Source organism: Paraglaciecola sp. MB-3u-78, assembly GCF_002835935.1.
In the GTDB taxonomy this organism is placed as follows: Bacteria; Pseudomonadota; Gammaproteobacteria; order Enterobacterales; family Alteromonadaceae; genus Paraglaciecola.
Genome location: NZ_PJCF01000086.1, coordinates 268041 through 283050, shown reverse-complemented (window position 1 = coordinate 283050; position 15010 = coordinate 268041). Strand labels below are relative to the sequence as shown.

Genomic DNA, 15010 nt, shown 5'->3' with positions numbered 1-15010 from the left:
AAACTAATATAACCTGAACTCTGGATAATATAGCGTGGGAAATTAGTTATGTTCTTTGCATAAAAATATTATACTCGTCGCACATTGTTAAAAGCATGTTATCGAACAGTTAAACATCTGAAATAATTGAAATTTTGCCTATCTATCCAAAGGAGCATCATATGCCGTTAGAAAACTGCATTCTGTCTATTGACCAAGGTACCACCTCTAGCAGAGCCATCGTTTTTGCCCCGGATTCGAGCATTGTTGCTTCCGCACAGCAAGAGTTTGCCCAACACTATCCAAATGATGGCTGGGTGGAACATGATCCGGAAGATATTTGGTCAACAACCGTTAAGGTATGTAAACAAGCGATTGCTCAAGCAACTGAAAAAGGTGCCAAAATTGCTGCCATAGGTGTCACTAACCAAAGAGAAACCACTTTGGTATGGGATAAAAAAACCGGAAAAGCAATATACAACGCCATTGTATGGCAAGACAGACGTACAGCTCAGCAATGCAGGGAATTACAAGATGCAGGGCATCTAAAGGCGGTTCAGGAACGCACAGGTTTGTTACTTGACCCCTATTTTTCAGCGTCTAAAATCGCTTGGATCTTAGATAATGTCGAAGGGGCAAGGAAAAGGGCCGACGCTAACGAGTTAGCTTTTGGCACAGTAGACAGTTTTCTTATTTGGCGCTTAACCGGTGGTAAAGTGCATGCCACTGATGTCACCAATGCCAGTCGTACCAATTTATTCAATATCCATACCTTATGCTGGGACGAGACGTTACTCGACATATTTAATGTGCCCAAATTAATGTTACCCGAAGTAAAGGAATGCGCTGATGACTTTGGGCATACCGCAGAAGGCCTGTTTAGTTATTCGATTCCTATCGCAGGTGTAGCCGGTGACCAACAAGCAGCCAGTATTGGCCAATGTTGTTTTAATCAGGGCGACATCAAGAGTACCTATGGTACGGGCTGTTTTATGTTGTTAAACACTGGCGAAAAAGCGGTCTGCTCCAAGAACAAGTTACTTACCACTGTGGCTTACACCATTAAAGGTCAAACTCACTATGCGTTAGAAGGCTCAATATTTATTGCCGGTGCAGCTGTACAGTGGCTCAGAGATGGCTTGAAAATCATTGAATGCGCGTCAGAAACAGAAGCTATGGCCAAAAGTATCCCCGATGATCATGGCGTATTCTTGGTACCCGCTTTTGCAGGGTTAGGCACCCCCTACTGGGCACCTGATGCCAGAGGTGCAATCTTCGGTTTAACCCGTGCCACTACCAGTGCTCACCTAGCCCGAGCAGCACTTGAGTCAGTATGTTTGCAAACCTCAGATTTACTTAAAGCCATGAGTGAAGATGGTGTCAGCCCAGAAAAATTAAGAGTAGACGGCGGTATGGTCGCCAATAGCTGGGTTTGTCAATTTTTAGCTGGAGTTCTTAATGTGACGGTAGAACGCCCCAAAGTGATGGAAACCACCGCATTAGGCGCTGCCTATTTAGCCGGTTTACAAGTGGGTATTTACTCATCGACCGACGAGTTGGCCAGCATGAACCAAATCGATAACCGCTTTGAACCGAATATGGATACAATAAAACGTGAAAAGTTGCTTAAAGGCTGGGCAAGTGCCATTCAAAGCACCTTGGGGTTTAAACCATGATCGACCAATCAACCTTTGGCAATATGCCAGATGGTACAATAGTCGACCAGTTTTGCTTAACCAATAGCCATAATGTCAGTATCGAGATCCTCAACCTTGGCGGCATTATTCGCCGTTGGTTGATACCCAAAGATAAAAATGAATTTACCGATATTGTTTTAGGCTTTGACACAGTGAATGATTATTTATCTGATGACAGTTATTTAGGCGCGTTGGTAGGAAGATATGCCAACCGTATTAACAAAGGAAAATTTAGCTTAGCAGGTATCGACTATCAAACTAATATCAATCAAGGTGATAACTGTTTGCATGGCGGCATCCAAGGATTCAACAGCAAAGTCTGGCAAAGTACCGTGTTATCTAGCGGCGATAACCCATCGATTATGTTGCAGCTATCGAGCCCTAATGATGATCAAGGTTTTCCTGGCGCAATATCAGTCAAAGTGATTTATACCTTAACGGAGCATAACCGCTTAAAAATTGAATATTTTGCCACTGCGGATCAAACAACCCTATTCAATCCCACTAACCACAGTTACTTTAATTTGTCAGGCCATGACAGTGGTTCAGTAAAAACCCACCAAATTCAAATATTAGCCAGTCACTACACACCAACAAACGAACATGCCATACCCACGGGTGAAATTGCAGATGTAGACAAAACGCCGTTTGATTTAAGGTCACTGACCACAATCAATCAGTCCCTAACGTCAGACCACCAACAGATTGAATATGGCAACGGTTTAGATCACAACTTATGTTTAGACTCTTATGCCTCTCAATCAAAAGCAGCCACTTTTGCCGGCAAAGCAGTAGCTCATGATATTAATCTGAATATACACACCAATATGCCGGGCATACAAATTTTTACCGCTAACCACTTCGCCCACAAAAAAGGCAAAAATGGCGCACTGTATCAAGCCCATCAAGGCGTGTGTTTTGAAACACAATTCTACCCCGACACACCTAACCAGCCGAACTTCCCCAGCGCCACACTAGAAGCGGGTCAAGAGTTTTATTTTGTGACTGAGTATGAAGTGTTATTTAAAGAGCACTCTTTTTAGACGTTCTTTGCAGACGTTTGTTATCTGTTCTTAATAATGTAAAAAGCCCGTTGCAACATAGTTGAAACGGGCTTTTCTATAACGCCAAACTAGGTTATTTTTTAGGGGCTTTCTTCGCTTTTGGTGTTGTTTCTGACGTCACTGCTGCTGGCTCTGCTGCTTCTGCTTCCTCTTCAGGTTGAAGTTGTAACGCTCTCACAGGATTTTCACCACCTTGAGTCAGCTGAACTAAACGGTTCAGTTGTCCAAGAGACAGCATTACGGCGTAGATAGCACCTAAGTAACCCGTTTTATGTAAATCGGCTATCGTATCAGCATCTAACTCTTGAAGGCGCTTTTCGCTGATAGTTTGCATACCATTAATGTTGCGTTGTTGACCGCTGATGTATTGCGCACGAATAACAATTGATTCAAGTAATCCTAAGTCTCCAATTTTCTTAACAAAATCCCGTGTAGCCATTTCGCTGTTAGCTAATTCAGACAACAATTTTTGACGATTTTCTAAAAAAGGACTAGGTGCGTCTTCTGTGAAAAGTGGCTCTCCCTCTTTACCCACTAGGTCAGAGTTTTCATCAATAAACACCCCTAATTTGTCACCGTCTGGGCGCACATCAAAAGGATAACGTTGAATATTAAGAGGCACAACATGACCTGACCATTTTCCGCCTTGCATAAACAAGTTTACACCTTGCTCAATACCTAACATTGCAACACTATGGGTCGTGTCACTTTTAGGATCTTTAATAAAAATGATTGGCATACAACTAGCAATTTGCGCGTATTCACGTATTGACGCAGCCGCTAAATGAGTGTCTTTAGTGTGGGCAAAATCACCGTTTACTTTTACATGTAAGTCTTTATGTTTGTTTTTATCTAGGGGGATATAATTCATTGTCATTAAAAAGTTCTCTAATTATTTTGGATAAAGCGGTTTTATAAGCCGTCTAAATTTCACATACGTGTATGAATATTTGGGGGTCATTGTAACTTTTACAAGCCATAAAAAATAGAAGTGTAACTTATTTGTAAATAACTACTGTAAAGAATGGATATATTCTTGTAACTTGGCATCGGCCTCGTCACCAAACAAGATTTCACAGGCTTCTTTCAAACCCGGTGCAGATAAAATATCTTGTTGCCTGACAACTAATGATATTTTCGAGCGGCGCCTTAAAAAGTCTTCTAGTTTAGTGACCATTTCGCGCTCTGCGGCATAATCAATTTCTACCCGTAAGTATTCAGAATTTTCGATTAATAATTCGGCTTTTTCTGGGTTTTCACGGATTTGTTCTAACATATTAATAGCGTTACGCCCGTATCGTCGCCAAAACCTTTTAGTTAAAGACTCTGAAGATGTGACAGGCGTTAATGCGTCAAAGTCCATAAGCTCCGCACGATGAAAAAACTCGTCACGCACAGTATCGTCGGGCTCGCCGTACCACTTGTAATCTGCATAAGGTAAGGTAATTCCTAGTTCACCGACCAAGCCCGCGACTTCGTCGCCAACGTTGATACAATCGGTAAGTTTACCGCCAAAGATTGATAGATATTTATCCACTTTATTGGTGTCTATGGCATGCTTACGGGACAATTGTACCCAGTCAGCGACTCCGCCTTTACCTTTTATGGCAAGGGGACGCACACCACAGCGTTCGGCGATGATATCGGCTTGAGTCAATGCTTTAGGTAAGTCTAAAAGTTTATTCACGTTGTCTAAAACAAACTGCCTGTCTTCGTCTGTTACTTTTGCATGGGGATCTTCGACTTGAGTATCAGTTGTGCCAATACAGGTTTTAGGACCCATAGGGATAACAAAAAACAAACGGCCGTCATCAGCAAAAAAAGTTAGGACTTTATTGCTATCAGTGATTTTATCGACAATGAGATGAATGCCTTTTGAAAATAAATGATGATGTTCAGTGGTCTGATGATTAACCTGATTTATAGGGTCTACAAAAGGACCTGCTGAGTTGATAATGACTTTAGAGCGAATTTCGAATTCTTCACCAGTGATCACATCTTTGGCTTGGGTTTTCCATTCACCATCGATTTTTTCTGAACCATTTGCTTGTACGTAATTAGCAGCGATACAACCAAAACTCATACTTGAACGAATAAAATTAAACACAAAACGTGCATCGTTATCATGTAAAAACGCATCCGAGTATTCGAAGCCACCATTGAGATTTTCAGTGTTCACCACCTTTTCAAGTGATTTGATTTTAGCGGCGGTTAAATACTGTGGGCTTTGAGTGAAAAAACGTCCCATTAACCAATAAACAATAGTACCCATAAACACAAACAAGGGTGGAAAACGAAAACCCTTTTGGATACTAGTAAAGAAGCGAATTTCTTTGACCGTTGAAGGATAACTGCGCATCAGATGATTACGACTTTTACACAGTTTATTCACCAAACCATATTCATGGCTTTCCAAGTATTTAATTCCACCCCACGCCAAATTTGACGAGTTTGAACTGGTAAAGCCAGCAAAGTCACCTTTATCAATCAAAGCAACTTTTGCTCCTTTTGCTGCCAGTGCGGCTGCCGATACCGCCCCATTAATGCCCCCTCCGATGATCAATACATCGAAGGTTTTTTCTGGCAATTTTTGAATATTACTTTTTCTAAGATTATTCACACTGTTTCCGTTATTTTACGATTCTGTAGCTTGCACTAGGCCATCATCACTGCCCCAAGCAAATTCAGCACTTTGCTTAAAGTATAATTTGTTAATCAACAGAGCCACTGACACGCAAGATATCAAAGTAACAAACATCAGATGAATATAATGTAAACCAAAGGGGGCATGAAAAGGTGAAAATTCAAATGACAACGAGCCATACAAAAACACCCCAAAAATGACCGCAATGATACCCGCATTAGCATGTACGTTTCTAAACACTAAACCGACGATAAATATCGAAAGAATGGGCATACTGAACAAACCCCATAACTGCTGCAGCAGATTAATGATGCTGTCTGCTTGAGCATATACAGGTACTAGTAACAAGGCTATCACAGTTAATGCTGCGGTGATCCAAGTACTTAACTTGGACACATTTTTTGGGTGGCCAATGTAGGGTTCGTGAAGGTCACATACATAAAGCGCGGTCGCCGAATTCAAGTTACTGTTAAAGGTCGACAATACTGCTGCTGCCATTGCGGCAGCAAATATGCCGGAAAGCCAAGTAGGTAGAAGATCACCCACTATTTTTCCATACGCGGCATCGCCAATGTCGCCGTATAACTGAAAGGAAACAATACCAGGAATAACCACAATAGCGGGTACAATTAGAAGGCGTATTCCAACGGCTGCAAACACCCCCTTTTGAGCTTCTTTTAAAGAAGGAGCGGCCATAGCGCGCTGAGTTATAACCTGATTGGTTCCCCAGTAAAACATTTGAATAAATATCATACCTGTTAATAAAGTGTGCCAAGGAATAGGTGATTCGTTATCACCTATCAAGGTAAGTCTGTCAGCAGGAATGCTTGAAAAGTCATAATCAATGGCATTAAGCGCCAAAAACACTATGGCAATGGCCATCGTTAATAGCAACACACCTGAATAGGTATCTGACACAGCAACCGCGCGTAAACCACCAAAAATCGCATACATGGCGCCTAAGGTGGCAAATGCCGCAGCGATGTACATTAATGGCATATCCAAATCAAACATGGTTTTCATAAACAAAGAACCAGAATAAATTACCGCAGGGCAAAATATCAAAGCACTACTTAAGAAAAATAGTGCACCGATCACAGCACGGATATTTTTGTTTTGATAACGTTTTTCTAATAACTCAGTGGTTGTGGTGCATTGATATTTGTAATACAAAGGCAAAAACACTTTAGCTAGAATCATCAACCCTACCAAAGCTGCAAACTCCCACCATGCAAGCAACGCCATTTGTGTGCCATTGGTGCCTACGAGTTGGTCTGTACTTAAATTGGTCAAGGTAATTGAGCCGGCTATGAAATACCATTTCAACCCACCACCTGCGAGAAACAATTCCTTATTTTGTTGACCTTCGGTCGCATTTTGTAAACGGCCTTTACCTCTACATTGCATATAAGTAAGAAAGGCAATCAGTGCGGTCACTGCCACAAACACCAAAATTTGAATATTTTGTCCAGACACTATTCTTCTCCCGAGTCGAAGCGCATCTGCACTCCTTTTATTTTGGGTTCTTCAGAACCATTATGTAATTTAATCAGTCGGTTGACCTGCCCAAGTGAAGCCAACATTGCATGTATCGCCATCAAATAGCCTTGCTTATTAAAATCAACAACCAGTTCGTCACTAAGCAAACGCAGCGCTGCCTCATTAATGGTATAAATACCTTTAATCTTCATGCTGTCACTATTTTCATATTGGACCACAAGCTCTATTTCTTTGAGCAAATTGCAGTCTAGTAATTTTGCAATAAATTTTTGTGTAGCAATTTCATCCTTAAAATAATCCGCAAACACTTTTTGAACTTGTAACAAACTTTGAGTAGGATTTTCACCATCAAACAATGCTTGCCCTTCTTTTTCACTGAGGTATTGACTATCCTCGTCAACATACAAAGTGAGGGTTTTATCCTGTTGTAAATCTGGTCCCAGTTCAAAAGGCGCTCTTAATATTGATGCCGGCACATAAGTACCTAACCAGTCATTTTGTGTAAAGTGCAGGTTTTTTCCCGCTATGATCCCTAATAATGCAGTGGCATGAAACTTTCCTTCCTGAGGATCTTTCATAAACATTACGGGAAAACTTGTGCTTGCTTGCACAAACTCGTTTATCGTCATAGGTACATGATGTTGTTGGGCTGAATGTTTAAAATTTGTGTGGGGAAGAACTTTCTTTTTTTGGTGTTTAGCGGCGTCTAATAAAACATAATTTGGCATCTAGATTCTCAATCTTACTTTAAATTAAATAGTTGAAAAGCCAACTTGATTAACTTTATCTAATAACTCTCTATGACGAGGTAACGAATATTTAAGTTGTTCTAATCGTTGGCGATTTAACATAATTTGTTTTGTGGCTAATGCCGATTTTTCATACAAATAAGCCTTACTAGAAAAATCAGTCTGAAATCCTGCACCATATAAAATATATTGATAACTAGCCGCGCTAAAGGCTTCCATATTATCAGTAAAATCATACTCTGATGGCGAGCGAAAACGCCAAAGTTCCAATAACTCTTTTAACGTGTCGGGGACTGAACTTGGTTCACGATTTTTGACCCAAAATGGTGTGTCTCTTTTGCTCAATACATAATGTAACTTAAGGAAGTCAATGACCCCTCGCCATTTCATCAACATGCTAGCATTAAACCTTTTCGCCACCATCGGCATTTGTTGAGTGTTAGCCGGCAATTGCTCAGCAATAAAATTGGCTGAGGTTTCCACTAACATCAAAGCCGAAGCTTCTAAAGGTTCTAAAAATCCAGCAGACAAGCCCACAGCAACACAGTTATTTTTCCAAAAAATTTCTCTATGTCCCGGGGTGAACTCTATTTTCTTGATTTTATCAATTTTGCATTTATCACCCAGATATTGGACTAAGGTGTCATATGCCTGCTCTTGGGTGCTAAATTGACTGGAATACACATATCCCACACCTCTTCGATGTTGCAATCCTATATCCCAGATCCATCCCGCATCCTGAGCGGTAGAAATGGTACAACTAGGAATGGGTGAGTGGGTATCTGTATAAGGTATTTGAGTGGCAAGAGCGGTATCAGAGAAAAAGATATCGTCACAAGGTAAAAAGGGCACCTTAAGGCTTTCCCCCAACAATTTACTTCGCATGCCGCTACAGTCTACATACAGTTCTGCACTTAGCTCACCGTTTTCTTTGGTCACCAAGGACTTAATATCCCCGTTTTCAGCCATCAAAACGTGGCTGACTGTATCGCTTATCAGTTCAACCTTAAGCTCTGCGGTACAGTGCTCACGGAGTAATTCTATAAATTGTCCCGCGTCTAGATGGTATCCATAATTTGCCACGGCTTCGTACTGTTTATTAGCAATAGTCTTTGGTGCTAAACCGTTTTCACATAAATAATGTTGAAAGGTTGCAGCCTGAGAAAATGAGCATTCACTCTGAGTCGCTTCACGCCAGTAAGGCGACAAATCCACTTTATTGAATCCTTGAGGTTCAGTAAACGGGTGGTAATACGTATCATTTTCTGGATTTATCCAATTCACAAACTTACTAGCTTGTTTAAACGTGGCGTGACATTTTTGCAAAAATTTAGCTTCTGGTACACCAAGCTTTGCTAACGTTTGGCGCATAGTAGGCCAAGTCCCTTCACCTACACCTATGGTGGAAATGTCTGGTGACTCAATCAGTGTCACTTTCACACCACCAGCATGTTTTTTAGCCAGCAGCCCCGCGGTAATCCACCCAGCCGTTCCACCACCTAAGACAATGATCCGTTTAATTTCTGACGACAAGCGCATCTACCTTTGTGAACCAACTAAAAAATTAACAGTGTGTTATTAATATCCAAGTAACCTGACAATATGCTTTTTATAAGCTTTTTTATAAGTGACTTGGATATTAATACAAAAAGGGGGGTAGCCCCCCTTTTTGTATTAAACGAACAATTTAATCAAGGATTAAAATGAACCTCTTACACCAACAGCATAACGCGAACCAGATCTCACTTGCTCAGTGAAATGAGTAGGTATGGCTCCGAATTTTTCAACATATTCGTCGGTAACGTTAATACCTTCAAAGATGACAGTGAAATTTTCGTTTATGTCGTAACTAGCACTTACATCCCATTGGCCGTAAGTTCCTACATTCTCTGGTTGTCCAGTGTCTCCATTTGCAATAGTTTGCAAGAAAGCTTCACGGTTATTGAAAGCAATACGCGCTTGGAAAGCATCTTTTTCATAGAACCCAATCACGTTTTGAGAGTCGCCTAAACCTTCCAATTTTGTACCATCACTAGCGCTGTTAACTACAGTAGCATTCATTTGAAAACCGAAACCGCTTTCCAAAGTGTGAGTCCAAGCCAATTCTAATCCATCTACTTGAGCAGTTTCTCCATTACGTGGGCGGGTAACACTAAATTCATAACTACCACTGGCTAAAGAAAACTCTTCTGGAGAAGGAGCCTGAGTAATGAAACCTTCCACTTCTTTACTGAATAAACCAATAGAGACGGCACTGGCATCATCGTAATACCACTCATAAGACACATCCCAGTTTGTTGACAAGAATGGCGTCAAGTTTGGATTACCACCACTAGCTAACAATAAATCAGGTCTAGTTGAACCAATGTTAGTTACAGGTCGCATACTAGCCATAGTTGGACGTGTAAGAGTTTCAGAGTAACCAAAACGCAATAACATATCTTCTTCCACTTCAAGCTTAACATTCAAGCTAGGCAATAAGTTAGTGTAAGTATTACTGATAGAAATGGGCACAGATAACCTTTGACCAGATGCGTCCTCTAGATATATTTGATCTAGAATTGTGCCATCTAACGGGTTTTGTTGAATGTCCAACAATGTCGCTTGATTACCAGAAGCAGTAGTAGTGGTTTCACTGTATCTGAAGCCTAGATTAACTGTCCATGGCATATCGCCTACATCGCCTTGAAATACGAAGTCTGCATAGGCTGATAGTATCTCTTCATCAATTTCAAAGCTGGTACCTAGCTCAACAGGTGTATAACCATTTAATGATGCAAAAGCAGCAATATTAGTAGCTGGATCTTCACCTCTGTTAATAGATTGGGCGGTGATAGCTGCGTCTGATTCCAAAAAGGCTAAATAATCATTTACGTTGTAACCAAAGAAAGAACCTGGAATACCGTCAAACCAACCATTCGGTGTGATTAACTCAGCCAGTTCATCAGGTGCATCTAAACCATAACCACAATAGAAACAGTTTGGTAGACTAGGTGATTGAAATACTTTTGCTGACTTGGTTCTGTCTTGGGTGTAAAGGCCGAATTTTAATTGAGTGAATGTTTCGCTATTAGGGGTATATGTGAAATCTGCACGCATTTCAGTGATTTCATCTTCACGCTCGTCACCACCACGCTCCACATAGTGAGCGCGCAATTTACTTGCATCAGACTCAGTGAAAGGCCCAGATATACCATCTGAAGAAAATGACGGTAGAGCGCCACCACCAGTGAAGTCGTAGGTATATCCGTTCGCATAACCCATAACTGTAAAGACGCGGCTTTGGTCGCCACTTAAATCTTCAGCAGATGAGTTGGAAATATCGATATTGACATTAAACTGTTCGCTTAGCTGCCAGTCTGCGTTAAAACCAAAACCTTTTATCTCAACGTTGCGATCCAAACCTTGTTGCACAAAATCAGTCGCTCCAGCGCCACCGCCAGTGGGATCATTGAAGGCATTATGTGACCAATAATTAACAGTTTCAGTGGCAGCATCGACTTCAAAATCACGGAAGTTTCCAGGCGTAAACCAGTTAGCATAGTTATTCACTTGTGATTCTACTTCAAACTTCGAATACAACCCGTCAAACGTTAACGTAATGTCGTCACGAGGAGCGTATTGAACCACTAATGTACCACTGGTTCTGGTACGATCTTCTGAGTTAGACGTTAAATCAAGGTTACGAGGAACCCATACATTAAACGCTTCTTTACCGGTTCCTGCAGCTGCGTCAAAATCGTTGGTGGCAATTCTATCTACTCGGTAATAACCACGAGTGTCAGCTTGGTTGATTTGAGCTTGACGCTCTTGAACAGAGAGCGACAACAACACCCCCAAAGTACCGTCATTAAAAGTGTTACTCACTAACCCTGAGAATGCTGGGTCGGTTTCTTCAGATAAGCTATCATAAGTGCCTTTAACACTGCCTACAGCAGTAAAGCCGTCCATATCGAAAGGCTTGGCTGTTTTCAAGTTGATATACGAACCGATACCACCGTCTTGGTTAGCTGCATTAGAGGTTTTGTAAACGTCTGCACCTGCGATTAATTCAGACGCAAGAGTATCAAAACTAAATTCTCGTCCAGCTCGCTCTGACGCCATTTGACGACCGTCGACTGTGACTAAGTTAAACTGTGGTCCAAAACCACGGACTGAGATTAACTGTCCTTCACCACCGCTGCGATCTATTGATACACCGGTAATACGCTGTAACGATTCAGCTACGTTTTGATCTGGGAATTTACCTATGTCTTCCGCTGCAATTCCATCTGAAACAATAAGCGCTTCTTTTTTATCAGAGAATGAACGTTTAAGGCTACTAATCAAACCACGCACTTCAATGACTTCCATATTGTCATCTGCTGCTGGAGCCGTTTGTGCATTAGCGGCTGATAGGGTCAAACTTGCAGTAGGGATTATTAAAGCGGCTTTAACAGCCGTCCAAAGATAATTTTTTTTCATATGATGTGTCCTGTTTTTGTCTGATTAATTATTATTTTGAGAATGAAATAACTTTTTGTATTCATTAGCATTATTATTTTTATTATTATTATTATTATTATTTTTACCCTGCCAGCTCCAGTAAAACAGACAAGCAGCAACCTCCAACAACAACTTTGTTAACATAATTGCAACATAAAAAATTGCACGTTGCTGTTTTGTTAACCGTTAGGTCAACAATCTGAAGTAAAATATTAACTCGCAACTCACTATAGTTTTACCAAAGTCATATACTACATATGTACCAAAAGCGTGCACAACCTTGTTACACATGTGCCAAAATCGTGCGCAACCTTGTTACATATGTGCCAAAAGCGTGCGTAACTTTGTTACACATGTGCTAAATGTGTGCACAACTTACACTTATATAAGACAGAAGAGTATTTATTTTAATGATACATAAAATTTATTGTTATTTATCTTCTGTTAACAAATAGCCTGCCAGCCCAATCAAAAAATTTACATTTGAAGTTTTTTAACGTTTGTTTTAGTCAAAACCTAAGAAAAGTTGGCTAGTTTTAATTGCAAAAGATATTCTTCTCACGCTATAACACCCTTAAATTTCTTGGTGTCAGCTTTCTAAGCGGCTTCAATAAGGTTAAAAACCCAGATATGACAAATTCTCCACAAAACTATATTTCACTTACTGGGCGTAACAGCAGCTTAGTCATCGATTGTAATAATGACGCACCACAAATTATGTACTGGCGTGAAAAGCTCTCAACACAAAGTACAGGGCAGATGATGAGCACGTTGCGTTTAAGGCAAGAAGCGCCCGCTTCACCCATGAAAGAAATACGTCGTTCTTTAACGCCTACCATAGGCCAAGGATATACCGGACATCCTGGTCTAAGTTTGCATGGGGAAACGGATCAATGGTCAGTGTTAACTGAAATATCCAAAATTGAGTGTATAGCGCCCAATCACTATAAAATAACTAACACTGATACCAGTCGTAATCTCCACATTATTCATACACTTAATATGGACGCAGAGACCGATGTGTTGGCCATTTCGACAGAGCTGGTGAATAACAGCGATAGCGCTATTCATTTGGATTGGTGTGCGGCAGCTACCTTCCCCATTCCAAACTATTTTAAACATATCATAGGCTTTGAAGGACACTGGGCGGGTGAATTCCAAGAACATCATTTAGAGCAAAACTTTGGTTCGTACGTACGGGAAAACCGCCGTGGAAGAACCTCCCATGATAGTTTCCCAGGACTCATCATGCGCACCAAAACCACCGACCAATTACAAGGCGAAGCTTACGGGTTTCATTTAGGTTGGAGTGGTAACCATAAAATTATTGCAGAAAAAATGGGCGATGGACGTGCCTATGTACAAATGGGTGAACTGTTATTACCCGGTGAAATTATTTTACAAAAAGGCGAAAGTTACAATTCCCCCACTCTTTACGCTAGTTATACCCGTGAAGGTTTGTCTTCCCTTTCTCAGCAATACCATCAATATGTGCGCAAACATTTAATACGTCAGTCAGTCAAAAACAAACCTCGGCCAGTGCATTACAATACTTGGGAAGGCATTTATTTTAACCACGATGTAGATACATTAAAGGATTTAGCCACTCGTGCCAGCGCATTAGGAGCAGAACGTTTTGTATTAGATGATGGTTGGTTTATCGGGCGGGATGATGACACCGCAGGTTTAGGTGATTGGTACGTAGACAAAAAATACTACCCACAAGGCTTAACGCCTCTTATCGACCATGTAAAAGCCCAAGGCTTAGAGTTTGGCCTTTGGTTTGAGCCGGAAATGGTTAACCCAAATAGTGACTTATTTCGTGCTCATCCTGACTGGGTATTAGGCTGTCCACCCAATCCTCAAGTCGGATTCCGCAATCAATTAGTATTAGACTTAAGCCGCCAAGCAGTATTCGATTATCTGTTTGAACGTATTGACAGTTTATTGACTGAGTACGATATTTCATACATCAAATGGGATATGAACAGAGATATCAATCATCCAGGTGATGCCAATGGAAAACCTGCGGTTCACAATCAAACTCGTGCCTTTTATCAGTTATTAGCCAAGCTAAAATCTGCGCACCCAACTGTAGAGATTGAAAGCTGTGCATCTGGCGGCGGCCGCGCAGATTATGGCGTGTTAGCACACACCGATCGCATTTGGACATCAGACTCAAACGATGCGTTAGAAAGATTAAAAATCCAGAAAGGTTTTTCCTACTTTTTCCCCGCTGAGTTAATGGGCTCTCATGTGGGACCCAGAGACTGTCATATCACCCATAGAAATATCAATATGGCCATGCGCGCATCGGTCTCCTTGTTTGGTCATATGGGCATGGAAATGGACTTGCGTGAATTAACCGACGAAGAAACTGTCGAGTTAAAAGCCATGGTTGAGCTGTATAAAAAACACCGGCAACTTGTGCATTCTGGTGATTTGTTCCGACTGGAATTGCCTGAATATATGCATGGATTAGGCATAGTCGCAGAAGATAAATCTGAAGCGCTATTTTCGTATAGCTTGATTGCATGTAGTTCAGCTTCGTTACCAGACCAATTCCATTTTGCTGGACTAGACAAACAAGCGCTATATCAATTGGATATTATCTGGCCAATAAAATCAGGCGACCATTGGCCTAAAGCTTCAATCTTTAATTTTAAAACGTATCTACCCGATATAGATGGCAAACAGTTCTCGGGTGAAGTATTGATGCAACTGGGTATGCAATTACCTTTGCTAACACCACAAAATAGCTTGATTTTCCATTTAACTAAGGTTAATTAACCTAGTTAAGATCAATGTACAGCGATGAAACAGCCGGCAATATTGCTGGCTCTTTCACTTTATCTCATCAACCTATAGAATCACATTAGAGGAATTCTCCTC

Annotated in this window: 9 protein-coding genes; 3 read left to right on the top strand and 6 right to left on the bottom strand. The window is 41.0% G+C overall.

What is annotated here, in order from left to right; genetic code table 11:
• The first annotated feature begins 161 nt into the window (after positions 1–161).
• Both glpK and CXF95_RS27570 read left to right on the top strand, forming a co-directional pair.
• On the top strand, positions 162–1655 hold the full coding sequence (glpK, locus tag CXF95_RS27575; RefSeq protein ID WP_101201604.1) for a glycerol kinase GlpK: 1494 nt from the start codon (positions 162–164) through the stop codon (positions 1653–1655).
• Positions 1652–2719: an aldose epimerase family protein gene (locus CXF95_RS27570; protein WP_101201603.1), complete on the top strand. Its 1068-nt coding sequence runs from the start codon at positions 1652–1654 to the stop codon at positions 2717–2719. Before glpK ends, CXF95_RS27570 begins: the two co-directional genes overlap by 4 nt.
• A 94-nt stretch (positions 2720–2813) precedes the next feature.
• Here CXF95_RS27570 and CXF95_RS27565 read toward each other — a convergent pair whose 3' ends face one another.
• From CXF95_RS27565 to CXF95_RS27540, 6 genes are all read right to left on the bottom strand, one after another.
• The gene (locus tag CXF95_RS27565) at positions 2814–3617 is read right to left on the bottom strand and encodes a SapC family protein (RefSeq protein ID WP_101201602.1); all 804 of its coding nucleotides are present in this window, start codon (positions 3615–3617) and stop codon (positions 2814–2816) included.
• A 135-nt stretch (positions 3618–3752) separates the two neighbouring features.
• On the bottom strand, positions 3753–5360 hold the full coding sequence (locus CXF95_RS27560) for a glycerol-3-phosphate dehydrogenase/oxidase (protein ID WP_101201601.1): 1608 nt from the start codon (positions 5358–5360) through the stop codon (positions 3753–3755).
• Positions 5361–5375: 15 nt separating this feature from the next.
• The gene (locus CXF95_RS27555; protein WP_101201600.1) at positions 5376–6860 is read right to left on the bottom strand and encodes an SLC5 family protein; all 1485 of its coding nucleotides are present in this window, start codon (positions 6858–6860) and stop codon (positions 5376–5378) included.
• Positions 6860–7612 carry a SapC family protein gene (locus tag CXF95_RS27550; RefSeq protein WP_101201599.1) on the bottom strand — a complete coding sequence of 251 codons (753 nt, stop codon included), beginning with the start codon at positions 7610–7612 and terminating at the stop codon, positions 6860–6862. The genes CXF95_RS27555 and CXF95_RS27550 overlap by 1 nt, the downstream gene beginning before the upstream one ends.
• Positions 7613–7636: 24 nt before the next feature.
• Positions 7637–9172 carry a tryptophan halogenase family protein gene (locus CXF95_RS27545; protein ID WP_232788078.1) on the bottom strand — a complete coding sequence of 512 codons (1536 nt, stop codon included), beginning with the start codon at positions 9170–9172 and terminating at the stop codon, positions 7637–7639.
• Positions 9173–9331: 159 nt separating this feature from the next.
• The gene (locus tag CXF95_RS27540) at positions 9332–12097 is read right to left on the bottom strand and encodes a TonB-dependent receptor (RefSeq protein WP_101201598.1); all 2766 of its coding nucleotides are present in this window, start codon (positions 12095–12097) and stop codon (positions 9332–9334) included.
• A gap of 651 nt (positions 12098–12748) precedes the next feature.
• Between CXF95_RS27540 and CXF95_RS27535 the strand changes: the two genes are divergently transcribed.
• A complete protein-coding gene (locus CXF95_RS27535) occupies positions 12749–14908 on the top strand; it encodes an alpha-galactosidase (protein WP_101201597.1) in 2160 nt (719 codons plus the stop codon).
• The last annotated feature ends 102 nt before the right edge of the window (positions 14909–15010 follow it).